Raw genomic sequence first — 24,072 nt, 5'->3', positions numbered from 1 at the left:
GTCTCAGGCACCGCGAGCGCGGCGCCCCGCCGAAAGCTAAGCCTTGCCCCCGTGCCCGGGCGCCCGGCAAGGCGCACGCTAACGCGCCGCGGCTCGTCCCCGAGAGAGGAAGACCCCGGGACGCGCCCCCGTCATCGCACCTGCCTCCAGGGCAAGGACGCCGTTGACCACTACGTGGTGGATGCCCTCCGGATAGTGGTGTGGATCCAGGTAGGTCGAACGATCCTGGATGGTCCGCGGGTCGAACACCACGACATCCGCCACCTTCCCTGCTGCCAGGGTGCCACGATCGGCGATGCCGAGCCACTGCGCCGGGAGGGAGGTCATCCGCTGCACCGCCGCCTCCAGCGTGATCACCCCGCTGTCGCGTACGTAGCGCCCCAGCACGCGTGGAAACGAGCCATAGGTGCGTGGGTGCGGATGCCCGCGTCCGGGGACCACCAGGTCGCCGTCGGTCTCGATCATCGTGGCCGGGTGCGCGAGGAATCGCACGACGTCGCGCTCGTCCATCCCGTGGAAGATCCCGATGAACCCGCCAGCGACCTGCAGCTCAATGAGGGCTTCAACCGCGGCCACGACGGTGGTTGGGCGACCACGCGCCACGAGGTAGTCATGCAGGGTCTTGCCGGCGAGGGTGGAGTCGTGCGTCACCTCGCGGAACTGGATCGACGACGGCTCGGCACCGGTCTGTCGGGGGAACAGGTCGCGCATCTCGCGCACGAGGCGCTGGCGCGTCGCGGGGTTGGCCACCCGCTTGCGGAAGGCAGCGGGGCCATCGGCCAGCGCCCACGCCGGGAACATCAGGTCCGAGTAGGTACTGTACGCTGTGTAGGGATAGACGTCGAAGGCTACCGGTTGCCCCGCGGCACGTGCGGAATCGAGCAGGGCGAGCATCCGCTCGCTCCACCCCCACTGCGCCGCCCCGGTGACCTTGAGGTGGTTGACCTGCACGGGAATGCCCGCGCGACGCCCCACTTCCAGCGTCTCACGCAGGGACTCCATCACCGCGGCCCCTTCGTCCCGCATGTGGGTCACGTAGATGCCGCCGTGGCGAGCGGCCACGGCCGCGAGGGCGGCGACCTCGTCAACGCCGGCATACGTGGCCGGCACGTACTCCAGTCCGGTGGCCAGCCCAAGCGCGCCCTGCTGCATCGACGAATCCACGAGTGCTTCCATCCACGCCAGCTCCGCCGCGGTTGGCGCGCGGTTCGCGAGTCCCATGACGCGCTTCCGAGTCCACGTATGCCCGGCGAACAGCCCCACGTTAGGCGCCATCCGCACGCTGTCCCGGTAGGCGTCGAGCGGAAAGGGCTGGTCCTGTGAGTGTTGCGGGGCCAGCACCGTCGTGATCCCCTGCCGGATGAAGTTCTCCGCCAGTGGATGCTCGGCGAGCGTCACGAGGTGGGCGTGGTTGTCCCAGAAGCCGGGTGCCACCACGAGGCCGGAGACGTCGATCACGCGCTGCGCGCTTTTCACGGAGAGGTCGGGAGCCACGGCGACGATGCGACCGCCACGCACTGCAACGTCGGCCGTACGCCGTGCGGCGCCGGTGCCATCAACGACCGTCCCACCGGTGAGCACCAGGTCGTACGCCGGGGCCGGCGCACACGCCGTGGCCAGGGCGAGCGCGCTCGCCGCACACACCACCCATCCCCACCGCTGGTGGCTCATGGTGCCTCTGGTGTCACCCGCACTGCGGTCAGGCGTCCCGCGGGACCGATGGAAACGATCACGCGAAATCGCTCGGTGCCGTACCAGGCGAAGTACTGCCGCTCCACGTCGTCCCCCACCTCGCGTCGGGCGAGCAGCTCCAGACGCGTCGGCGTTGCCTTGCCGCGCAGCGCGCCGGTGAGGGCCGCACGAATGCGTGGGAAGATCGTCTGCCGCACCACCTCGAAGTCAGCGAGGTCGAGTTCCCCGCTGGCACCCTTCACGAGGATCCCTCGCACGTAGGCGGTGGCGGCGGGTTCTCCATCCGCGATGGGGGTGGATGGGGCGGGCACCGGCGCCAGGCGCGGGTTGAACAGCGCGGCCACCTCCATGGCCAGGGTTGGCGGCACGGGGGTCCGCGCATTGGACAGCACCACCACCGCCAGGTCGTCGTCGGCAAAGCGCGTGTACTGCGTGATGAACCCTTGCCAGGCACCGCCGTGTTCCTGCACCACCTGCCCCCCCGCTTCGCCAATGAACCAGCCGAACCCGTAGGGGTAGGTGCGCCCGCTGTTGAGCGGGGTCGCCGACATCATGAGTGCCCAGTGTTCGGCGCGGAGGATGCGTCGCGTCCGCACGACCTCGTTCCAGGCGATCATGTCACGAAGGGAGAGGAGCATCGAGCCATCCGCCGTGGTGTTGAGCTGCGGTGCGACCCATGCGGCATGCTCCCATCCCCCGGGCACGAGGTTGTACCCCCGGGCGCGGTGTGGGACGACCGACGACTCCGTGATCACGCGGATGGTGGGCATCCCCGCCGGCGTGAAGATGCGCTCGCGCAGGAATGCGTGGTACGGCTTGCCGGTCACCCGCGTCATCACGATCCCGAGCAGCACGTACCCCGTGTTCGAGTAGTTCCACCGTGACCCGGCAGGAAACTCGAGGGTGAGCGCCGCCGACATCGCCAGCAACTCCGCGTCCGTGTAGTCCTTGCGGTAGTCGAAGTTGTCGCCGGTGTAGTCGGGGATGCCGGAGCGGTGGCTGAGCAGGTGCCGGATCGTGATCGGCTCCCAGGTGGCCGGAGCCTCCGGGAGGTATCGCCGGATCGAGGTATCGAGCCCGAGGCGACCGTCCTCGACGAGGGCAAGGATCCCGGCAGCAGTGAATTGTTTCCCCATCGACCCCGACAGGAACATCGTCTCGTCGGTGACGGGGGTGCGATGCTCCAGCTCCGCGACCCCGTACCCACGCGCGACCACCACCTCGCCGCGCCGGACCACCGCCAGGCCGATCCCCGGGATGCGAGCCGCCTCCATCGTGCGACGCACCAGCGCATCCACGGCCCCAACCACCGGCTGCGCCTCGCGCTGCAAGGACCAGGGCATGCGCACCGGCCCCGGCGAGGGCCATACCTGGTTCAGCGTCGTCCCGAGCCGGAGGGTCCCGGCTTTCATCACGTAGGCAATGCTGCGCGTGGCGCGGATGTCGACGAGGGGATTGGCGTCGAGCACGACGAGGTCCGCCACCTTCCCCACCGCGAGCGACCCGAGGTCTTCCTCCAGCCCCAGCGCACGCGCGCCCTGGAGGGTGGCGACCTGCAGCACTTCGTGCGGCGTCATCCCGCCCTCGGCGAGGAGCCGCATCTCCCAGTGGTTGGAGAGCCCCTGCACCTCGCCGTGGCCACCCAGCCCGATGCGCCCGCCCGCACGCAGCACGGCCGTGGCCAGGGCGCCGGCATCCTTGAGGTTGTGTTCCTCGGGCGGCATCCAGAGGAGCCGCGCGGAGGTGCGCTGGAAGAGCGCGCCGTCGGGGAACCAGCGGTTGACGCGCTCATCCTCGTGGGGCCGCTCCTGCGCGAGCAACCGATGCACCGGGAGCGCAGCCCCAAAGGCCACGACGAGCGTTGGCGTGTTCGTGATCCCGGTCCGCGCAAAGACCTGGATGACGTCGTCGTAGGCGGGCGCGTCCGGGATCGAGTGTTCGAGGCCGGAGAAGCCGTCCATCACATGCGTGAGGTTCTCCTTGGTATCGGCGGCCCCCTCGGTGGTGGGCATGAGGCCGAGGGTGCGCGCGGCCTGCACGACCCATTGCCGCTGCTGCCGCGTCCCGACCTGGTATGACTTGATGTAGGCGGTGCCGTACTCGTCGCGATACCGTCGCAGGGTCCGGAGCGCGTCGTCGTCCGATTGGAAGTTGGTGGAGCTGAAGACCCCCGGACCGGTGGAGAGGAGTCGCGGACTCGGCACCTGGTCCACCTCGATCATGTCCGCGAGGCCGAACACCTCGGGCGTCACCTGCGGATCTCGCACCGTCGTCACTCCCGTCGCGAGGTTCGCCAGCCCATTCGTGGATTCCGGCTGCAGCAGCTCACCAGCCGGGCTCCAGTGGGCATGCAGATCAATGAACCCCGGCGCGATGTACTTGCCGCGCACATCGATCACCGGTGCACCCGCTGGCAGCGTCACCGTTCCGCGCGCCCCCAACGCGGCAATGCGCCCGTTGGTCACCACGACCTCGGCGTCGGGGATCACCTCGGTGCCGCGCATCGTGATCGCCGTGGCCCCGCGCAGCACGACGCTCCCACCGGGGATGGCGCGCGGCAACGACACCAGCACGGGGGCAGCGGTCGCCGCAGCACCCGTCCGTGCTCGATGCAACGTGGCGCCATTGACCCACGTCAGTCCGGCCCCGTCCGCGGACCAGGCCCAGTCCGTGGGATCCCCATCCGTGGCCACGACACCTTGCGCCAGGCTGATGGATCGGGGCGCCGCGGTAGCCGGCAGCGGCACCGTGAGCAGCTGCCGCCCGGTGCGCGCAGCGACCTGCGTTCCCGTGGGGTTCGCCCGCAGCTGAATACCGGGAGGAGCGGCGGCCCCCAGGCGGGCCTCCACCCGTTGGTCCCCGCCGGCCAGCCCCACCGAGACCAGCCCGACCGGGGCGCTGAGCCACGCCCGCCCGTTGTCTCCTCCAACAAAGTGCGGCGTGCGCATCCCCATCGCGGCCCCAACCATGCGCAGGGTGCCACCAGTGGCCGGGATCACCGCCAGCTGCAGGTCAGGCGGGAAGCCGCCGGGCGGTGCCTGGAGCGTCGAGCGCAATGGCGCCGTCAACGCGACGATCGTCGCGCCATCCGGGCTCCACGCCGGATCGATCCAGTATGCGGGCGCCTCCGTCAGGCGCACCGGGTCGCCCTGGCCATCCGCTCGCACCTTCCAGACCGCGCCACCGGTTTCATCCCAGGTGACAAACGCGATCCAGCGCCCATCCGGCGACCATGCCGGCATGAACTCGCGCGCACGCGCGGTCCCGGTGACGCGACGGGGGACGCGCCCCTCGCCGTCCATGCTCCACAGGCGGCCCAGCGTGGAGAACGCCACGCGACCCATCGGCCCGGCTGCCACATGCTGCAGGCGCCGTGCGCGTACCGCGCCCGTGTCGACGCGGTGCGCCGTGTGGAGGGTCGGTTCCACCTGCAGCTGCACATTTGCGGTGAACGGCACCACGACATCCGAGCCGTCCATGACGCCGTGTCGATGGATCTTCCCCCGATAAGCCGCAAAGAGGTACCGCCCATCCGGTGAGAAGGCGACGTTAGGCATCACGTCGCGAGACGCCCGGGACTCCAGCTGGTGGCGATCGACGTCACCGGCGAGCCACCGCTCGGCGCCAGTCGCCAGCTCCCGGACCTTCCACCCCGTGCGCCCCTCGCGCACTGTGCCGTAGACCAGCCGCGCTCCATCCGGGGACAGCAGGGGCTTCATCGCCGGCGTCCCCTCCACGACCACCGGGGCCGCCGCACCGCCGGACGCCGGCAGGCGCATGAGCACGCTGGCCGCCCCACTGCGTGCCAGGTGCGATCGCGGCGTGACCGACGCAAACCAGGTACTCGCACCATCGGGAGAAGGCGAGGCGCCGTAGATCCCCGGGGCGGGGGCCGAGACCAGCAGGGACGGCGGTCCATTGGAGTTCTCGACGAGGCGCTCCCCCGCCCCGGTGGCCACGTCATACCGCCACAGCTCGGCCGCGCGCGACGCGAAGTAGTCGGCCACCGTCACCAGGATGAATCGCCCGTCGGCCGACCAGGCCGGTGACAGCATCCCCGAGCGGGGGACGCGTGTGAGCGCACGGGCGCCCGTGCCATCAGCGGCAGCAATCCAGATGTTGTCCGCGCCGGTCGCATCCGAGATGTAGGCGAGGTGCCGGCCATCCGGGGAGTAGCGCGGCTGCGACTGGAAGGCCCGGCCCGTGATGAGCGGGCGGGCGCTGCCGCCGTCCACCGGCAGGGTGTACAGGTCCCCCAGCAACTCGAACACCAGCATGCGTCCGTCGCGGCTCACATCGAGGGAGATCCACGTCCCCTCGCTGGTCGTGAACGACACGGTGCGTGCACTGGTGGGGTCCTGGGCCAGGGCGGTCGATGGACACGGGACCGACAGCAGGAGGGCGATCGACGTGGCGAGGCGTCGCAGCGGTGCGCAGGTCATGTCAGGAGGTCGGCGAGACGTCGGGGGATCGCGTGGTGCGCCGGGTGTTCAGGGTGCGGCGTGCCCCTCGGGGGCGAGCGGCGGCGCGGCGGGCCGTGCCGGGCGAGCGCGCGCCCACCAGCCGATCCACCTGCTCGCGCGCGAAGGCAAGCTGCCACGCGGCCGGCATCGGTGGCTCCATCATCGACAGGTGAATGGCCATCCCCTCCACCAGGAACGCGACAGCCATGCCACCCTGCGCCGCGTGGGTTTCCAGGGGAGCCACGAGGTCATCGAACAGGGCAAACCACCGGCGCATGCGACGGTCGTGTGCACGGCGCATGGGCGCCGAGCCAACCGCGCTGCCCTGGAACGCGACGAGGACCCGCCATCCCGTGCGACGCTCCGCGTCCACCGGGAGCATCTCGGCAACCACGGCGTGAAGTCGCTCGATCCCCTCCAGCCCCTCAGCCGCCTGCTGGGCGCGCACAAAGCGGAGGTCGAAGACCAACTCCTTGGTGTAGGCCACCAGCGCGTCCTTGGACGGGAAGTAGTGCGTGAGCACCCCGGTGGTCACGCCGAGTTCGGCCGCGAGGTCGCGCAGGGTGAGCTGCGCGAGGCCACGGGTCGCGATGACCTCGGCGGCCGCCAGGCCGATCACTTCGCGCCGTTCGTCGTGGTCGCCCCGGGGGCGGCTCATGGGCGGATGGCCCTCTGGTTGCCAGTTTTCATAACGGCCGTTATGGTAACACGCCGCCCGGGGCACCGCCACCAGAGACGCCCCCTCATCGCGCCGACCATGACCCGACACGATCGCACCTGGACCACCCAACCGCACGCCGCGGCCCTCGTGACGCGAGTGCTCGACGAGGCCCTCGCCCGCGTGCCGGCCGCCGCTGCCCTCGCGACCCGACTCCGCGACGACATCGGCGTCCGCCTGGTGGACATCCTCGATCACCTCCGCGTGAGTGATGACGGGCTCCGGCGCCAGTTCGCCGAGGCCGGGTGGACGGCGGACCCGCTGCTATCCGGTGTTTGGCGAAATCCCACCGGGCTCTTCCCGGCGATCGTCACCGGCGACACGGGCCTGACGGTCGCGTTCAAGGTCGAGTACGTCGACGAGTTCGTGGCGGCGCAGCGGCTCACGACCCGGATCGAGGGCGCGCGTCACGCCCCGTTCCGCCGCGTGCGCTTCGCCGCCGCGGACGGCGTCGCCTTCGATGCCATCGAGCGTCGCGGGTCCACCGACTTCGAGCCCGCGGACCCACCGGCCGCCACCCTGCGCGCCGCCCGGATCCACCTCCAGGCGTTCCGTGCACGCCGACGCGAATTCGACGCGATCGGCGCGGGCTACGATTACACCGACGCGCTCGTTGCGCGTGCGGTCGCCGACCTCGGGCGCAACTGGGCGTGCTGGCTCTGGCTCCGCGCCGAGCGTGAGTATTGGGAACGTCGCAATCACGCCGGCCGCGTCCAGAAGGCGCGCCAGGACGCCCACGGGATCGGATGGGCCAACCAGGACCACCACACCTATGACAGCTCGCGCGAGTGGTTCCATCGCTGTGTGGGCGTCCTCGAGGCGCTGGGCTTCGAGTGCCGCGAGTTGTTCTACGCCGGACACGCCGCCGGGTGGGGCTCGCAGATCCTCGAGCAACCGGCGTTAGGCGCCGTCATCTTCGCCGACATCGACCTCGCCCCCGACGAACTCGACATCGACTTCGCGCACCTGCACCTGCGGCCGCTCCCCTTCCTCAAGCGGGCCGGCCTCTGGTGTGCCCTCCACGGCGAGTCGATGCTGGAGGCCGGGATCAACCACTTGGAGTGCATGTACGACCACACGCGGATGCAGTCGCAGCTCGAGGCGGCGGGGATCGCGTTCATGCAACCGTTCTCCGACTTCCCGCACCTCTACCAGGCACTCACTGAGGGGGAATGGTGGGCCGTGGACCCGGCGCGCGTCGACGCCCTGGAGCGCGCGGGGGTGATCACCGCGGAGCAGGCGGAGGACTTCCGCCTCAATGGCGCCATTGGCTCCCACCTCGAGAACCTCGAGCGGAACGACGGCTTCAAGGGGTTCAACCAGCCCGGCATCGACGGCGTGCTGCGCATCATCGATCCCCGAAAGAACCTCGTGGGCGCCTGAGGCGTACGGATCGTCGCGGGCGGGCGTCGAGCGTATCACCGCGCCGCACAAACGTTTGACACGCCCGATCACGTCGTCAGCGCAGCCCTCGCGCCTCCTGAGAGGTGCTGAATCCGACTATGGAACGATCAGTACCTCCACATCCGCGTTGCCGAAGTTTGTCGCGTAGAGATTCTGCCGGAAGGCCACGGCACTCTGGGACTGCGCGCACCCCGAGGCCAGCGTAATCCGATACTCCGACCCACTGTCCACCACCTGGAACGGGCCCGATGCCGTGGGACCCGTGAAGGTCTTCACGAACTGCGTGCCGACCCCACCTGGGTCGCTGATCGACTTGACCGTTATCGTATAACTCGCCGGCGCCGGGCTCACCTTGGGCGCATACACGTTGGCCGAGACGCACCCACCGGACCCGCTCGGTACGGTCACCACCTGAAAGCGGCCGACATGCGTGTCCTTGCCGATCTCGAGGAAGGCGTCCGCCGTTCCAATCTGGCGGAACCCACGCACGGTCCGCGTCAGGCCGACATAGTCCCACTCCCGCATGATGAACTTCGCCGTCACCTTCTCACCGCGCGGCGGAGTCTTCACCTGTCGCTTCGCCGGCCAGCTGGTGTAGACCGGCCGATCAACCTGAACGCGCGTGTTCTGCGGCGGGCTCACATCACCCGCGTTGGTCGTGTATACGTACTCATAGAACAGGTCAGTACTCTGGTACTGCGTGCCGTCCGGATTGCGCACGATGGCTTGCAGGTTCGCCGTGGCGCCGAATCCCACCTTTTGCGAGCCGGGCTGGAGCTCGAACGTCAGGGTGAGCCTGGCATCCACTTGCGTCGTCGCCTGCAACATCGGGAGGATCGGCCCCCCACGGAGGATCGGGGCGCTGATATCCACGAAGACCAGGTCGAGGACCCCGCCCGGGAGAATGGGGCTCGCACTGAAGTACTGCGCCGTATTGCCCGACGACGTGATGATGGAGCCGTTGGACCCCGTGGTCGTCCATGCGAACTGGAACAAGGAGTCGGGATGGCCCGGCACGCTGGCCGTGAAGTCCACGAACCGCTGGTTGTAGTTCACGCTCCCGGGAGTTGGTGATATCACGGCGGGCGGCAACTGGCCGATGAAGCCAAAGGTGCTGAACCCCATCGTCGTCCCCGAGACCGTCTTGTTGATCGTGTCGACGGTCACGTTGGCGAGCGCATGCCACCGCGTACCATCCCATCGCTGGATCCCCATGTCGCCGGGGAGCACCCACGCGGGGAGCCGCGCGGGGTTGTACTTCAGCGTGACCTTGACCGGGCTGGCAAATTGGGTCCCGTCGGGACCCAGCTTGTACAGGGGCTGCCCTAGATGCCAGTTGCGTTCGGGGAGCGCGGCCGGGAGCGTGGCTTCGGGTGCGACGGAGATCGTCAGCCCGGCCGGCGCCGCGCCGACCGGGATCTCGAGGCGGACGTCGCCGCCGGCGGCCGTAATGACGGTCGGACCCAAGCCGGACACGATCCCGCCGTCCCTCACGGTGATGCGCCTCGTGGCTGTCCTTCCTTCAACGGTTGCCGTGGCCACCGCGCTCCCCGGTGCAACCGCCGTGAGAAGGCCGCTCGCGTTGATCGATGCAACCGTTGGGACGTCGGTCGCCCAGGCGATGGTGCGATCCTTCAGCGAGTCGCCAGCAGCGCTGAGACCGACGGCCTGCAGCTGAATGGTTTGCCCGGGGACCAGGGAGGCCGCGCTGGTGTCCATCGCCACGCGCGCCACCGCGGCCTGTACGATCACCGTGGCTGTTCCGGTCCTGCTCTCCGACTCCGCGGTGATCTGCGTGGTTCCAGCCGCCACCGCTGTGACGAGCCCAGTCGCGCCAATCGTGGCTACATCCGGGGTGCCACTACGCCACGTCACCGTGCGTCCAGTCAACGGTGCGCCAGCCGCGTCGAGGGTCGCAGCGCTCAACTGTGCGGTCCCGCCTGGGCGCAACGTGACCGACGCCGGCGTGATCGACACGGTAGCAACCGGCGCGGGTGGCGGTGGAGCCGGCGGCGGCGGGGCGGCGGCCTGCTCTCCTCCGCCACCGCAGGCGGTGACGACCAGGACGGCTATGAGGACGCGGTGGGAGCGCATGGCGGTGCGGGCTCTCTGAAAGGGGTCCGACCTGACAAGCGCCAAACAGCCCGGTCGAGGCTCACCCGGACGACCGGCCGCCGCGATCGCCATGTGACGGACGCGTACGGCCACCCCAACGGAACCACAGGGGAGGGCATCAAGACCAGGTCAGCGCGACCGGAGATACGTTCGCGCCGCGCCCCTCCCCAACCCGTGCGTTTCGCCGTTTCTTCCGAGCCAAACCCTGCCCCACCAGAACCAACCCATGATCCAGCCGCTCAAGCTCCTTGTCGCCAGCGTACTCCTGGCGTCCCCGCTCCTCGCACAGCGCCCGGCCCGCCCGGCGGCCGCGCGCACCGATTCCGCTGCCGCCCCACGCCCGGCGATCACCGCCGAGCACATCGGTGGGCTCCGTGCCCGCGACATCGGCCCCGCGATGACCAGCGGGCGCGTGATGACGGTCGCCGTCCATCCGGACAACCCGGCCATCATATATGTAGGCACCGCCTCGGGCGGCCTCTGGAAGTCGGTCTCCGGCGGCGCATCCTGGACCCCGATCATGGATCGGGAAGGCTCCTACTCGATCGGCTGGATCACGCTCGACCCAAAGAACCCCAACGTGGTCTGGGTCGGCACCGGCGAGCGCAACTCGCAGCGCTCCGTGGCCTACGGCGATGGCGTCTACAAGTCCGAGGACGGCGGCCGCTCCTGGAAGCATGTCGGCCTCAAGAACTCGGAGCACATCGGCCGCATCGTCGTGCACCCGAAGAACTCGGACATCGTCTACGTCGCCGCGCAGGGCCCGCTCTGGAGCAGTGGCGGCGACCGCGGACTCTACAAGACGACAGATGGCGGGAAGACCTGGGAGAACGTCCTCAAGATCTCCGAGCACACCGGCGTCAGCGACGTGGTCATCGACCCACGCAACCCGGACGTGATCGTGGCCAGCGCCTACCAGCGCCGGCGCCATTTCTTCACCCTCATCGATGGCGGGCCGGAGAGCGCACTCCATCGCTCCACCGACGGCGGCAAGACGTGGACGAAGGTCAACACCGGGCTCCCCAATGAAGAGCTCGGGCGCATCGGGCTCGCGATCTCACCGATCAACCCGGACATTCTCTACGCCGTGGTCGAGGCCGCGAACCGGCGGGGCGGCATGTATCGCTCCACCGACAACGGCGTGACCTGGGAACGGCGCATGGACTACAACCAGGGCTCCATGTACTACGGCGACGTCTTCGCCGACCCGCACCAGCTCGACCGCATCTACATCCCCGACGTCAACTTCCAGGTCAGCGATGACGGCGGCCGCTCCATGCGCGCCCTCGGCCAGCGCTACATGCACGTCGACAACCACATCATCTGGGTCGACCCGAAGAACCCCAACCACTACCTCGTCGGCAACGACGGCGGGCTCTATCGCTCGTGGGACCGCGGGGCCACCTGGACCTTCTTCGAGAACCTCCCGCTCGCCCAGTACTACGACGTCGACACCGACAACGCCCTCCCCTTCTACAACGTCTATGGCGGTCTGCAGGACAACAACTCGCTTGGGCTTCCGTCCCGCACGAAGAGCGAGCATGGGATCCTCAACGAGGATGTGTTCGTCACCTCCGGCGGCGACGGCTTTGTCGCCCGCGTCGACCCGGACGATCCCAACACCATCTACTCCGAGTCACAGCACGGCGTGATCTCGCGCTTTGACAAGCGCACCGGTGAGCGCATCGGGATCCAGCCGCAGGAAGCGAAGGGCGACACGGCGCTCCGCTGGAACTGGGACACGCCCTACATCATCTCGCCGCACAACAGCAAGCGTCTCTACATCGCGGCGCAGTGGGTCTACCGCTCCGACGATCGCGGCAACACGTGGCGCAAGATCTCGGGCGACCTCACCCGCAAAGTCGATCGGAACAAGCTGGCGGTGATGGGGAAGATCTGGGGACCCGACGCGGTCGCCAAGAACACTTCCACCGCCGACTACTCCAACATCTCGGCGCTGCAGGAATCGCCACGGAAGGAAGGACTGCTCTGGGTCGGCACCGACGACGGCCTCGTCCAGGTCTCGGAGGACGGTGGCGCCAACTGGCGCAAGATCGAGTCGTTCCCCGGCGTGCCGACGGACGCGTACGTCACGCGCATCCGCCCGTCGAACCACGACGCCAACGTCGCCTACGTCACCTTCAGCAACCACCAGAACGGCGACTTCAAGCCCTACGCGCTGAAAACATCTGACCTCGGCCGCACCTGGACCTCCATCACCGGCGACCTGCCGGCGCGGGGTGGCGTCTTCGCCATCAACGAAGACCACGTCGACCCGCAGCTCCTCTTCCTCGGCACCGAGTTTGCCGCCTGGGTGAGCAAGAACGGCGGAACCAACTGGATGAAGATCCCGGGCGTGCCCACGATCAAGGTGGCGGACATCGCGATCCAGAAGCGTGAGAACGACCTCGTCCTCGGCACCTTCGGGCGCGGGATCTGGATCGTGGATGACTACACCGCGTGGCGCCAGATGAACGCCACCACCGTCGCCGCCGCCGCGACGATGTGGCCGGTGCGTGACGCGCTGCTGTATGTGCCAACGCAGCGGTATGGCGGCGGTCGCAACGCCTTCCAGGGCGAGATGCTCTACTCCGGCGACAATCCAACGTATGGCGCCTGGTTCACCTATTCACTGAAGGACGGCATCCAGACGCTGCGCCAAAAGCGAACAGCAGCGGAACGTGCCGCCGAGCGTGCGGGGCAACCGGTCAAGTACCCGACTGCTGACGAGCTGCGCGCGGAAGCCGCGGAAGAGGCACCCACCATGATCCTGACCATCATGGATGAGTCGGGAAAGGCGATCCGGCAGGTAACCGGGCCGACCGCACGGGGATTGCACCGCGTGGCCTGGGACCTGCGACACGCCTCGCACCAACTCACCGCAGCGCGACCCGCCGGGGGCGACGAGGGCGGTGGTGGCTTCGGCGGCGGTGGCAACGGCCCCTACGTAGTGCCGGGCAAGTACGCGGTGACCCTCGCCCAGCGCGTGGGCGGCGTCGTCACGCAGGTCGCTGGTCCCGTGACCTTCAACGTCACGCTCGACCCGACCGGCGGCCTCACGCTGGCGGATCACCAAGCCCGCGGGCGCTTCCAAACGGAAGTACGCGAGCTGCAGCGGCGCATGAACAGCACCACGCAGGTCGCCACCGAAACGGCGACCAAACTCGACCAAATCCGTCGCGCGCTGGATCAGGCGCCATGGGCCCCAGCGATCAACGCGGCACGCGTGCGGGAGTACGCCCGCCGACTCACCGAGATCCAGCGCGCCCTGTCTGGCGATCGATCGTTGGGCTCGCGCTCGGATGCACAACCCGCCTCGATCAACGAACGCATTCAGGCGGCGGCAGGCTCGCTCGGCCGGACGCTGCAGGCCCCGACGACGACCGCGGCGGAACAGTACCGTATCGCGCAGGAGTTGTTGGGTGTTGAGCTGGGCAAGCTCCGGCAGCTCGTCGACACCGACGTGCCCGCGCTCGAACGGGCCCTGGAGGAAGCCGGGGTACCGTACACCGCCGGACGACGTATCGGATCGGGGTAACGCCACTCCGATCGACCGGATGCCGCGCTTCGTCGCGGCATCCGCGCACGTCGACGTGACACCGCCGTGGCGCGACTGTGATCCGTGGGAGACGGGCAGTTCCGAGGTTCGGTTTTCCCCCGACCGAGCCCAATGTCCCGTCGAGTCCTCTCCCCGTTCACCGTCGCCGTCGTCCTCGCTGCATGCGCGGACGCACCGGCACCCACCGCCATCGCTCCCGCAGCCACGAGCGAGATCAGCCCACTTGCGGGCAGCTACTCGGTCACGTTGGAGTCCGTCCAGGAACTCACGCCTCGGTCGGTCCTCACCAACTTCACGCAATTCCCGGGCAGCCCTCGGTCCGCGTATTCAACAGCGGCATGGGTTCGGCCGTTGCCCTCGGCCCGACCCCTGGCAGCTACTGGTTCCTCACGGATCGGGGGCCGAACGTGGACTATCCGGGAACGAACCCGGACGGGAAACTCTTCCCTGCACCGCGGTTTGCCCCTCGCCTCGGATTGTTCACGTCCAACGGCACCGCGCTCCGCCTGACCCGGGCGATCAACCTGGCCCTCGGGTCAGGCAAGCCGCTCACCGGCCTCCCGCTGCCGCTGGGAAGCTGCGGCTCGACGAACGAGAAAGGGTACCTCGTGGAGCCCTCGGGCGTGTTCACCGTCAGCGACCCCAACGGTATTGACTCGGAGGGACTCGCCGTGGCGCCTAACGGCGACTTCTGGATCTCCGATGAGTACGGGCCGTTCATCGTCCGCTTCGATGCCCAGGGCCGGCAGATTGCGCGGTACGGCCCGTGCGCCGGTGCGGGAATCACCCAGGCCCTCCCCGCCGTGTTCCTCACGCGTCGCGCCAACCGCGGCATGGAAGGCCTGACGATGACACCCGGCGGCAAGATCGTCGGCATGATGCAGTCACCGCTCGACAACCCGCGCGCTGCCGGCCGCGCTTCCAGGGCCCTGCGGATCGTGGTCCTTGACCCCGCCAACCCGACGCCGGCGGCCACGAAGCAGTACGTGTACCTCCTCGAGGGCAGCAGCTTGCTCTCGAGCGAGATCGTTGCCCTCGACGAGACCACCTTCCTCGTGCTGGAACGCGACGGCAACTTCCCACCGGCGGCGGTCAAGCGCATCTATCGCATCAGCCTGGTGGGTGCCACGGACGAATCCGATCTCGCCAACGGATCCACGGGCAAGTCGTATGGCGCCTTTGGCGCGACCCTCGAAGCCGTGACCGACTTCCCCGGTGCCGGCATCGTCCCGGTCTCCAAGGAACTGGTGGTTGACCTGCTGACCGATGTCATCGGGTATCCGCACGACAAGCCGGAAGGGCTCGCGGTCATCGGGAACGACCGGATCGTGATCTCCAACGACGATGACTTTGGCGTGACCGACGCCGCCGGTGCACTGATCCCGAAAACGCTGCCCAACGGTCGCGTGGACTTCAACACGCTCTGGACCGTGCGGGTTTCCCCGCCCCTTCGCTAAGCCGTCCAGGCATGCGTGACAGCAGGCCCCGGCCAGACAGGTCGGGGCCTGCTGCATGAAGGTACCCCCCACCACCGCGGCTCACACACGACGAGGCAGGGAATTGCGGCCACCTCATGGCCCGCGCGCGGAATCGGTGGCAGGTTACACTACCCTCCACCACCCTCGATTTCATGGCCATTCACGTTGTCCGGCTCGGCACCCCACGCGTTCCCGGTGAAGGAGTGCGGATCGGGACCGTGCGCCGCCCGCCGCGTGGGGTAAAGAAGACCGATTACGCCTCCGGGAACTGGTACGACACCTGGCTCCCCGAGCTCGCGCCGAGTGATGCTCTGGTGAAGGTCGCCCTCGCGGCGAACACCCCCAAGCAGTGGGCCGCGTTCGAGAAGCGCTACCGGCGCGAGTTGACCGCACCGGCCGCAGCCCACGTGCTCGGCCTCCTCGTCCTCCTCTCCCATCGCACCACCTTCTCGGTGGGCTGCTATTGCGAGGACGAAGCCCGCTGTCACCGTACGATCCTCCGACAGGTGCTCGCAGAACAGGGCGCGCGCCTCCCATGACTCCTCCCGGCCGCCACCCCACTCGTCGCGACGTGATTCGCGTCGGCGTGGCCGCGGGCGCTGCCCTGGTTGCGCCGCGCCTGGGGATGGCTGCCGGGACACAGGAACGCGAGGTGCTGATCCGCGGCGGTCGCGTCGTGAATGCGGAGGGCTCCGCCGTCGCCGACGTTCGCATCGTGGGCGAGCGCATTGCAGAGGTAGGGAGAAACCTGCGTCCGGCTGCGGGGACACAGGTGATCGATGCCGCGGGCAAGCTCGTCCTTCCCGGCGGGATCGATCCACACACCCACCTGCATCCCTCCTTTGCGGACGACCTGACGAGCGGATCACAGGCCGCGCTCGCCGGCGGCATCACGACGGTGGGGACCTTTGCCACTCCGGCGCGCGGCGAGTCGGCCCTCGACGCCTTGTCGCGTTTGGAGGCGACCGTCGGGCGCGAGGCCATTGCCGACGTCATCCTGCACGCCTCGGTTTGGCCGCCCACCCCGGAGCTGATCGCCGTCCTGCCGCAGCTCGTGGAACGCGGCCAACCCAGCATCAAGTTCTACATGGTGCGCACGGACTGGGGGGCGAACCTCGAGATGGTCATCAAGACCCTCGAGGCCGCGCGTGCGGCCGGCGTCGTCACGATGATCCACTGCGAGGACGGCGCCCTCCTGGCGGCCGCCGTGCGCCGGCTGACCGCCGCCGGCAAGACGTCACTGGAGCACTATCCTGAATCACGACCCGTCGTTGCCGAGGTGACCGCGACGGCACAGGCGGCGGGACTATGCGAGGACACCCGGGCCGCGATGCACATCGTGCACATGTCGTCCGCCCGCGCCCTCGACGCCTGCCGCGCGGCCCGCGCCGCTGGTGCCCCGCTGACCATCGAGACGCGCCCGCTGTTCATTCACCTGGACGAATCGAAGCTGCGGGGACCGGACCACCGGCTCTTCGTCGGGCAGCCCCCCCTCCGCCCGCGTCCTGACGTCAACGCAATGATGCGTGGGTTGATCGACGGCAGCATCGACATCCTCGCGACGGACCATGCCCCCTGGACGCGCGAGCAGAAGATGGATCCGCAGCTGAACATTGCGCGCGTTCGACCGGGAGCCAGCGACCTGCAGTTCATGCTGCCCATGTTCTTCTCCGAGGGAGTGGGGAAGCGGAACTGTTCGCTCGAACGATTTGTCGCGGCCACGTCGACGAATGCCGCGAAGATCTTCGGCCTGTACCCGCAGAAGGGCGTCATCCGGGCAGGCGCTGACGCCGACATTGCCATCTGGGACCCACGACTCACGCGACCGGTCCGCGCGGAAGACGATCACGGCAAGTCCGACTACTCGCCCTACGAAGGCTGGTCCGTCACGGGGTGGCCCGTCACCGTGCTGCGCCGCGGGGAAGTCGTCCTCGCAGACGGCCAGCTGCGCGGTGCGCCGGGAAGCGGACACCTGGCGCGTCGCACCCCCGCGGCCCGGCCCTGACCGCCTGACGGACGGGCTGGCGTGGGTACCAACTCGCGCCTCTCCCATTGGTTGCCGGGAAGGACCCCAGGGTCATATTCCCTCCGGCCTTCACCCACCGCCATGCGCTTCTCCACGCTGCTCGTGTGCCTTACGGGCGCCGCCCTCCAGGCCCAGGACGTTGAGTCGTTTTCCACCACGCAGCTCAATGCCCTGAAAGCGAAGAGTTCCCTCTACGCCAAGCACCTGCCGTCCGGCCGTACCGTCGCGATTCGCGCGGATGCGCCCATGAACACGTTGAGTGTCATCAAGATCCCGGTGATGATCCTGGCGTTTAGGGACGCCGAAGCCGGCAAGCTCAAGCTGACGGACCGCCACGTGATCAAGCCGGAGGACCTGCGGCGGGGCTCTGGGCTCATCCAGAACTTCGACGTGGGACTGAACCCGACGTACCGGGACCTGATCGAGCAGATGATCATCACGAGCGACAACACCGCGACAGACATCATGATCCGAACGGTGGGGCTCGCCCGGGTGAACGCCATGTTGGCCGAGTTCGGCTTCAAGGAGACGCGCTTGCTCCGCACCACCGGTGACCTCTTCCGCGAAGTGTGGATCCGCGCGGACGCGAAGAACGCCACGATGACAGATCGCGAGGTGTTCACGCGCGGATTCCCCGGCGACCCGCAGGCATCGGCGCGCAGCTTCAAGCTCGAGGGCGACTCGACCCGCTGGCTCGGCCGAACCACTGCCCGCGAAATGGCCGTGATGCTGGAAGGTCTGCTCAACGCGAAGTACGCCTCGAAGCAGTCGAGCGATGCCATGGTCGGGATGCTGCGGCGCCAGTTCTACGCGTCACGATTGCCGCAGCGCATCGGTTTTCGCGCACAAGTCGCGCACAAGACGGGCGACTGGCCACCGATCGCCGGCAATGATGTCGGCATCATCTTCTACCCCGGCGGCCCGTCGATCGTGAGCGTCTTCACCAACCAGAACACGGGCGACTTCTTTGAACTCGAGGCCACCCTCGGTCGCATCGCGGAACGCGTTGTCGATACGTGGAAGTAGCCCATCCGCGCTCCCAAACACGTCCTCAAATGAAGTGCACACTCCAGCTCGTACTCGCGTTGCTGCCGTTCACGGCAACGGACGCGCAACCGGCCTCCACCGAATCGCTCCTTCGGGTGGCCCGCTGGCGCTTTGAGGCGGACTTCAAGGCCGACAAGGCCGCGCTCGATTCCCTCCTCGCGCCCGACCTGACCTATGGTCGCACGAGTGGAGTGCGACACACGAAGGCCGAGGTGCTTGCCCTGGTCGGCGCCGGGGGACCGTACGCGCTCGACTATTCGACCCCGGATTCACTCGCGGCGAGGGTCTACGGAGAGACGGGGGTCGTGACCGGACTGCTCAAGGTCAAGCTCACGGCACAGCCTGCCCCGTACACCCTCCGCTTCACGGATACCTGGGTGCGTCGGAACGGTCGCTGGCAGCTGGTAGCCTTTCAGGCGACTCGACTACCCTGAGGCCAGCTGGGCCTTCCTGAGACCGGAACCGTCTCGCATGTTCTGCCCGCGCTGACCCCAACCCCCCCACATGCAGGATTCTCTCTCCACCGCGTCAACGGCGGCTGCGGCCCCCGCTGACCTCGCCAAGACCGGGCTGCTGGTCGCACTCGCCGTCGTTGGCATCTACTACCTCGTGACGCTCGTGCGAGGGGTCATCAAGGCACGCGCGACGGAGAACGTCACCCCAACCCCCAGCGGACTCGCGATCGGGTTCGTCACCAACTTCCTGGACACCCTGGGGATCGGGTCGTATGCCACCACGACCGCCGCGTGGCGCGCACTCAAGACGATCCCGGACGAAAAGATCCCGGGCACGCTGAACGTCGGGCACACCATCGCCGTCATCATCCAGACCTACATCTTCACCAAGATCGTCCCGGTCGAATCCACCACGCTCATCCCGATGATCATCGCCGCGATGGCGGGATCGTGGCTCGGCGCCGGCGTGGTTTCGGGACTCTCACGGCGCAAGATCCAGTTGGGGATGGGCGGGGCGCTCCTCGGCGCTGCCATCCTGCTCTTCACGTCGCTCATGGGCATCACCCCGTCCGGCGGCGAGGCCCTCGGCGTGTCCGGCGCGAAGCTGGCCATGGCGTTAGGCGGCAACTTCGTCCTTGGCGCCCTGATGACCCTTGGCATCGGGCTGTATGCCCCCTGCATGATCCTGGTCAGCCTGCTCGGGATGAACGTGCAGGCCGCCTTCCCGATCATGATGGGTTCGTGTGCCTTCCTCATGCCGGTGGCCAGCGGTCGGTTTCTCCGCACCGGTGGCTTCGACATGAAGGCAGCGCTCGGCCTCGCGGTCGGCAGCGTCCCCGCGGTGCTCATCGCCGCCTTCATCGTGAAGACCCTGCCACTGACGACGCTCCGCTGGGTGGTGCTCGTCGTGATCGTCTACACGGCGGCGACACTGCTCCGGTCGGGAATGCAGCGAACGTCAACCACCACCGCCTGACGGCGTCCGCTCAGCTTCACTCTTTCGCCGTCCGGCTCCACAGGAACTCGAGTTCCTTCGTCGCCAGCTCGATCCCGCCCGCGTTCGAGCGTCCCCCGGCGTGGCCGGATCGCAAGTCATGGTAGAGGATCACCGGTTCGCGTGAACCGGTCGCGGCCTGGAGCCGAGCCGTGAAGCGACGCGCCTGCCACGGTGGGACGCGCGTGTCGTTGATCCCGGTCTGCACGAACACCGCCGGGTACCTCGCGCCATCGCGCACCGCCTGGTACGGCGAGTGCTTGATGATGGCGGCAAACTCCTCCTTGCGGGACGCGTCCCCGTACTCGAGCAGGGCGGGCATGTTGTTGTGCGTCCGGAAGGTGTAGAAGCGCACCATGTCCAGGTCTGGCACGCCAACGAACGCCGCGCGGTAGAGATCCGGGCGCTGCGTGATCGCCGCCCCCATCAACAGCCCCCCATTGCTCCCGCCCCGAATGGCGAGGTGTGCCGGGCTCGTGTACCCGCTATCGACGAGGTACTGCGCCGCCGCGTTGAAGTCGTCAAAGACATTCTGCTTGTTCAGGAGCATCCCACCCTTGTGCCACTCCTCCCCGAACTCGTTGCCGCCGCGCAAGGTCGCCTGCGCGTAGACCCCACCGCGTTCCACCCACGCCGCGGCGCGTGCGTCAAAACGCGGCAGCAGGCTGAGGGCGAATCCGCCGTACCCGTTCAGCAGCGCCGGGGTGGTCGCACTCCGTGCGGCTCCACGCTTCGACATCACCCACATGGGGGCGCGGGTGCCGTCCTTCGACGTGTACCACACCTGTGTCACCTCCACGGTCCCGCTGTCAAATGGGACCTTCGACGGCTCGTGCATCGCCCGCGCCTTTGTTGCGCGATCGACCGTGTACGTCACGCTCGGCCGGTCGAACCCCGTCTCGGTGAGGTACAGCGTTCCCTTTGGACCGCCACGAAGCGTCACCGAGCTTCCGGGGCGCACCTCGATCCGGTCCACTTCGACCCCGGCCTTGGTGTGGGTGGTCACCTGGTGCCCCACGTCCTTGATCCATGTCACCCAGACCAGGGAGTCGATCACCTGGAAGCCGTCCAGCACCTGGTCGCCCTGTGCGATGACCTCCTTCCACTGGTCCCGCGCCGGATTCGCGAGGTCGACCCGCACCACGCGCCCGCGCGGCGCGTCCAGGTCCGTCCGCATCCACAGGCTCCCGTCCACGAACTGCGGCGCGAAGTGGGCGGCCACCCCCTCGGTGATCTCGTAACGCGTCCCCGTCTTCGTCTCCAGCACAAACACTTCATTGCTGGCCCACCCGTGACCAACGGTCATCAGGCGGTACTTCCCTCCTTCGGCCGACGTCACGTTCAGGAAGGCCGTCGGTGCCAGACCGTTCCCGAAGAGCACCGAGTCCGACGCTGGGTCTGTGCCTAACGCGTGGTATTTGAAGCGCGGCCCGTCCGTGCGTGAACGGTGCACGAAGTAGATCCCCTTGCCGTCCGGCGCGAACGACAAGCTCGCGTACAGCGCCGCCGGCAAGGAATCCGGGAGATCCTGCATGGTCGTGAGGTCGCGCACCTTCACCGTGATCTCATCCGGCCCGCCATCGCGCACCGAGTACATCAGCCGCCGACCGTCCCCAGTGAACCCAATGATTTCCACGCTCGTGGTCCCGTCATCCCGGATCGCCAGCGGGTCAACCACCTTCTCGTACGTCCCCTCGACATCCACCGGCCCCGACTCCTTGGGCGCCGGACGTCGGTAGATCGCGGCCGTCGCTTCCCCTCGCTTGCGCAGGGTGAAGTACTCATGGGCCCCTGCACGCCGCGGCGCGCTGGCGTTGGGCACGTCCATCAACTCCGTCAGGCGCTGCATCAGCGAATCCCGCAGTGGCGACGTCGGCCCCATGACGGAGTCCGCATACCGCTGCTGCGCCGCAATCCAGTCGCGTACCTCAGAGCTTCCCTGCTCCTCGAGCCAGCGATACGGATCCTCGACCGCCACTCCATGCAGCGTGTCCACCACCAGGGAGATCCGGGTAGCGGGGGCACCTGGGCTCCCTTTCCCCCCGCACGCGACAAGGGCAGCGGACAGCAACAGGCGGGGAAGCGTTCGCATGGATTTCCTCGGTCGGTGGGGAGGCGGCGCCAAACTTGAGCCCCGGACCCCACGCCGTGAAGGGCGCGCCGCTCGACGGCTGCCGTCGGCAACACTAGCCTTCGGCGGTGAACCTCTTCGTGTATGGCTCCCTGCGGCGGGACACCGCCGGTCTCCCGCACCCGTTGATGGCGACGGCGTCATTCATCGGCGCGGCCACCGTCGCCGGCCGGCTTTATCGCGTCTCCTGGCACCCGGGGCTCATCCTCGACGCGACCGCCGGGCGCGTGCACGGGGAGCTCTTCCGCTTTCCGGCGGGCAGCGAAGCGGCGCTCGCCGCCCTCGATGACTACGAGGGTGACATGTTCGCCTTGACCGCCGTCCGCGCCCAGCTAAACACCTTCGAGGAGCTCGAGGCCCGGACCTACACCTGGCGCGGCGATCCGGCGACGGCGACGCTCGTCGCCGATGGCGACTGGGGAGCTCGCGAGACGGGGCCGCTCCCGGGGCCGACGCGCTGACTACCCTCGCTCGAACGCGGCAGCCATCGAGCGGACCTGGAACAAGTCACGGACGGTGCGCCGCGAGATGCGCAAGAAGACGCGTGTGCGCCCCAGGCGGGACGTCGGCGGCAGCGACCGCCACCTCGCGCAAGGCCGCCACCACCGTGGCCACACGCCCGCCAAACCGTTCGCACGTTTGACAACCCGCGAGATGCTGCTGCACCGCCGCCAGCGTCTCACCGGGCAAGTCGCCATCGAGGAAATCGCCCAGATGGCCCAGCACCTGGCGACACGACAGCCCCGCGACCACGACATCAAGGGGATCCATCACGCACCTCCTGGTAGACGGCCGCCAGGCGCAAGCGCGCCCGGTGCAGTCGGCTCTTCATCGCCGGGACGGTGAGTCCCAGCATCGCCGCCGTTTCTTCCCCGCTCACCCCATCGATGTCGCGCAGGGAGAGGATGCGCCGATCCTCATCGGACAAACGGGCAAATGCCTCCGCGATCGTGGCTGACGCCTCGTCCTCAACCAGCGGACCCACCGTCCCCCACCCGGCGCGCAGGGCCAGGGACTCCAGCGTTTCGTCGTCCTCCAACACCACTTGGCGCGATGGTCGTCGCATCCGCGACCACGCATGCCCAAGGATCGTCAGCAACCACGCACGCGCGGATCCACCGCGGTACGTGCTCGCCCCGCGCCACGCCGCGAGAAACACCTCCTGCAGGAGATCCTCCGCGTCGGCCTCGCTCTGGGTCAGCGTGCGCGCACGCTGCCAGACCCCCGCCTCGTGCCGGGCGACGAAGTCGCGATACGCGCCGTCGTCGCCCGCTGCCGTCCGCTGGAGCAGGATGGCATCCACCCCCTGCTCGGCACCACTCACCGCTTCACGGGACACGTATTCATGCCGAGGAGTGAATAGAGCGGGCAGCTGCCCACCAGGCCGGTCACCAGCGGCACAATGCCGATGTACCCCCACACGCCGCGTCCACTGAACGCGAAGTACAGCAGGGCAACGCCGAGCAGGACGCGAAGGGCGCGGTCAACGGTTCCTTCGTTGCGGGCAAAGAATGCAGTGGCAGCCATGGGGAGTCTCCGGTGAAATAGTGGGTTCACCAGGAGAGAGACGCGATCACACCGAAAGGATTCAGGGCGCCGCGAAGTTCAGGGAACAGGGAAGCGCGGTGTCAGGGAAGGGACGACGAGGTGAGGCAAACTGCCACTGCGAAGCACGAGCGGTACGAGCAGCCCGGGCGGTACGGGGAGCACGGGGGGGGCACGCCTCACGTGCCGCTCGGGCTGCCCGTGCTTCACGTGCTGCATCGGTTCCGACCACGCCGCCTCTCTCCTTGGTACCGCGTTTGGAATGAGGAAAGGAACCACGGAAGGCAAAAAGCCACTACGAAGCACGAGCGGTACGAGCAGCCCGCGCGGTACGAGGAGCACGGCGGGGCAGCGCCTCACGTGCCGCTCGGGCTGCCCGTGCTTCCCGTGCTGCATCAGTTAGTACTTCAAACGCCTCCCGTGCCGCCCGTGCTTCTCGTGCTGC

The 24,072-nt window shown here is 68.3% G+C and carries 17 protein-coding genes; 9 read left to right on the top strand and 8 right to left on the bottom strand.

Features of this window, described 5'->3' with window-relative positions; translation table 11 throughout:
- Window positions 1-78: 78 nt before the first annotated feature.
- The 3 genes from IPK85_07715 to IPK85_07705 are packed head-to-tail and all read right to left on the bottom strand — an operon-like array spanning window position 79 to window position 6,813.
- Complete coding sequence (locus IPK85_07715) at window positions 79-1,671, bottom strand: D-aminoacylase (GenBank protein MBK8247264.1); 1,593 nt, start codon at window positions 1,669-1,671, stop codon at window positions 79-81.
- Window positions 1,668-6,134: a serine hydrolase gene (locus IPK85_07710; GenBank protein MBK8247263.1), complete on the bottom strand. Its 4,467-nt coding sequence runs from the start codon at window positions 6,132-6,134 to the stop codon at window positions 1,668-1,670. The genes IPK85_07715 and IPK85_07710 overlap by 4 nt, the downstream gene beginning before the upstream one ends.
- 1 nt (window position 6,135) lies before the next feature.
- Window positions 6,136-6,813, bottom strand: a complete 678-nt coding sequence (locus tag IPK85_07705) for a TetR/AcrR family transcriptional regulator (protein ID MBK8247262.1) — start codon at window positions 6,811-6,813, stop codon at window positions 6,136-6,138.
- Between the two features lie 99 nt (window positions 6,814-6,912).
- Between IPK85_07705 and IPK85_07700 the strand changes: the two genes are divergently transcribed.
- Window positions 6,913-8,256 (top strand): hypothetical protein, encoded by a 1,344-nt coding sequence (locus IPK85_07700; GenBank protein MBK8247261.1) that lies wholly within the window; start codon window positions 6,913-6,915, stop codon window positions 8,254-8,256.
- A 117-nt stretch (window positions 8,257-8,373) separates the two neighbouring features.
- Here the strand turns inward: IPK85_07700 and IPK85_07695 are convergent, their stop codons facing one another.
- Window positions 8,374-10,371, bottom strand: coding sequence for an Ig-like domain-containing protein (locus IPK85_07695; GenBank protein ID MBK8247260.1), 1,998 nt, complete (start codon window positions 10,369-10,371; stop codon window positions 8,374-8,376).
- A gap of 247 nt (window positions 10,372-10,618) precedes the next feature.
- Between IPK85_07695 and IPK85_07690 the strand changes: the two genes are divergently transcribed.
- The 7 genes from IPK85_07690 to IPK85_07660 all read left to right on the top strand — a co-directional run bounded on the left by IPK85_07690 (window position 10,619) and on the right by IPK85_07660 (window position 19,933).
- Window positions 10,619-13,930: a glycosyl hydrolase gene (locus IPK85_07690; protein MBK8247259.1), complete on the top strand. Its 3,312-nt coding sequence runs from the start codon at window positions 10,619-10,621 to the stop codon at window positions 13,928-13,930.
- 359 nt (window positions 13,931-14,289) lie between these two features.
- On the top strand, window positions 14,290-15,408 hold the full coding sequence (locus IPK85_07685) for an esterase-like activity of phytase family protein (protein ID MBK8247258.1): 1,119 nt from the start codon (window positions 14,290-14,292) through the stop codon (window positions 15,406-15,408).
- Window positions 15,409-15,581: 173 nt separating this feature from the next.
- The gene (locus IPK85_07680) at window positions 15,582-15,968 is read left to right on the top strand and encodes a DUF488 family protein (protein ID MBK8247257.1); all 387 of its coding nucleotides are present in this window, start codon (window positions 15,582-15,584) and stop codon (window positions 15,966-15,968) included.
- Window positions 15,965-17,434, top strand: coding sequence for an amidohydrolase family protein (locus IPK85_07675; protein MBK8247256.1), 1,470 nt, complete (start codon window positions 15,965-15,967; stop codon window positions 17,432-17,434). The genes IPK85_07680 and IPK85_07675 overlap by 4 nt, the downstream gene beginning before the upstream one ends.
- Window positions 17,435-17,536: 102 nt before the next feature.
- On the top strand, window positions 17,537-18,481 hold the full coding sequence (locus IPK85_07670; protein MBK8247255.1) for a serine hydrolase: 945 nt from the start codon (window positions 17,537-17,539) through the stop codon (window positions 18,479-18,481).
- A gap of 29 nt (window positions 18,482-18,510) precedes the next feature.
- The gene (locus IPK85_07665) at window positions 18,511-18,936 is read left to right on the top strand and encodes a nuclear transport factor 2 family protein (GenBank protein MBK8247254.1); all 426 of its coding nucleotides are present in this window, start codon (window positions 18,511-18,513) and stop codon (window positions 18,934-18,936) included.
- Between the two features lie 136 nt (window positions 18,937-19,072).
- Entirely contained in the window at window positions 19,073-19,933 is an 861-nt protein-coding gene (locus IPK85_07660) for a sulfite exporter TauE/SafE family protein (protein MBK8247253.1), read from the top strand.
- 16 nt (window positions 19,934-19,949) lie between these two features.
- Here the strand turns inward: IPK85_07660 and IPK85_07655 are convergent, their stop codons facing one another.
- Window positions 19,950-22,043, bottom strand: a complete 2,094-nt coding sequence (locus IPK85_07655) for a S9 family peptidase (protein ID MBK8247252.1) — start codon at window positions 22,041-22,043, stop codon at window positions 19,950-19,952.
- A gap of 107 nt (window positions 22,044-22,150) precedes the next feature.
- Here IPK85_07655 and IPK85_07650 point away from each other — a divergent pair, with 107 nt between their 5' ends.
- Window positions 22,151-22,543: a gamma-glutamylcyclotransferase gene (locus IPK85_07650; protein ID MBK8247251.1), complete on the top strand. Its 393-nt coding sequence runs from the start codon at window positions 22,151-22,153 to the stop codon at window positions 22,541-22,543.
- 46 nt (window positions 22,544-22,589) lie between these two features.
- Here the strand turns inward: IPK85_07650 and IPK85_07645 are convergent, their stop codons facing one another.
- The 3 genes from IPK85_07645 to IPK85_07635 are packed head-to-tail and all read right to left on the bottom strand — an operon-like array spanning window position 22,590 to window position 23,609.
- Window positions 22,590-22,853: a zf-HC2 domain-containing protein gene (locus IPK85_07645; protein MBK8247250.1), complete on the bottom strand. Its 264-nt coding sequence runs from the start codon at window positions 22,851-22,853 to the stop codon at window positions 22,590-22,592.
- Complete coding sequence (locus IPK85_07640; protein ID MBK8247249.1) at window positions 22,840-23,421, bottom strand: RNA polymerase sigma factor; 582 nt, start codon at window positions 23,419-23,421, stop codon at window positions 22,840-22,842. The genes IPK85_07645 and IPK85_07640 overlap by 14 nt, the downstream gene beginning before the upstream one ends.
- Window positions 23,403-23,609, bottom strand: a complete 207-nt coding sequence (locus tag IPK85_07635; protein MBK8247248.1) for a DUF2892 domain-containing protein — start codon at window positions 23,607-23,609, stop codon at window positions 23,403-23,405. The genes IPK85_07640 and IPK85_07635 overlap by 19 nt, the downstream gene beginning before the upstream one ends.
- Between the last annotated feature and the right edge of the window lie 463 nt (window positions 23,610-24,072).

The sequence above is a fragment of the Gemmatimonadota bacterium genome (assembly GCA_016712265.1).
Classification (GTDB): domain Bacteria; phylum Gemmatimonadota; class Gemmatimonadetes; order Gemmatimonadales; family Gemmatimonadaceae; genus RBC101.
Note: the sequence above shows the minus strand (reverse complement) of the source record. Positions and strands in the feature narration are given on the sequence as shown.

Excerpts from the sequence above, each read along its gene's own strand:
- IPK85_07635 (MBK8247248.1), bottom strand. The coding sequence starts at position 23,609 with ATGGCTGCCACTGCATTCTTTGCCCGCAACGAAGGAACCGTTGACCGC.
- IPK85_07690 (MBK8247259.1), top strand. The coding sequence starts at position 10,619 with ATGATCCAGCCGCTCAAGCTCCTTGTCGCCAGCGTACTCCTGGCGTCC.
- IPK85_07695 (MBK8247260.1), bottom strand. The coding sequence starts at position 10,371 with ATGCGCTCCCACCGCGTCCTCATAGCCGTCCTGGTCGTCACCGCCTGC.
- IPK85_07655 (MBK8247252.1), bottom strand. The coding sequence starts at position 22,043 with ATGCGAACGCTTCCCCGCCTGTTGCTGTCCGCTGCCCTTGTCGCGTGC.
- IPK85_07670 (MBK8247255.1), top strand. The coding sequence starts at position 17,537 with ATGCGCTTCTCCACGCTGCTCGTGTGCCTTACGGGCGCCGCCCTCCAG.
- IPK85_07665 (MBK8247254.1), top strand. The coding sequence starts at position 18,511 with ATGAAGTGCACACTCCAGCTCGTACTCGCGTTGCTGCCGTTCACGGCA.
- IPK85_07685 (MBK8247258.1), top strand. The coding sequence starts at position 14,290 with ATGGGTTCGGCCGTTGCCCTCGGCCCGACCCCTGGCAGCTACTGGTTC.
- IPK85_07705 (MBK8247262.1), bottom strand. The coding sequence starts at position 6,813 with ATGAGCCGCCCCCGGGGCGACCACGACGAACGGCGCGAAGTGATCGGC.
- IPK85_07680 (MBK8247257.1), top strand. The coding sequence starts at position 15,582 with ATGGCCATTCACGTTGTCCGGCTCGGCACCCCACGCGTTCCCGGTGAA.
- IPK85_07645 (MBK8247250.1), bottom strand. The coding sequence starts at position 22,853 with ATGGATCCCCTTGATGTCGTGGTCGCGGGGCTGTCGTGTCGCCAGGTG.
- IPK85_07715 (MBK8247264.1), bottom strand. The coding sequence starts at position 1,671 with ATGAGCCACCAGCGGTGGGGATGGGTGGTGTGTGCGGCGAGCGCGCTC.
- IPK85_07710 (MBK8247263.1), bottom strand. The coding sequence starts at position 6,134 with ATGACCTGCGCACCGCTGCGACGCCTCGCCACGTCGATCGCCCTCCTG.
- IPK85_07700 (MBK8247261.1), top strand. The coding sequence starts at position 6,913 with ATGACCCGACACGATCGCACCTGGACCACCCAACCGCACGCCGCGGCC.
- IPK85_07675 (MBK8247256.1), top strand. The coding sequence starts at position 15,965 with ATGACTCCTCCCGGCCGCCACCCCACTCGTCGCGACGTGATTCGCGTC.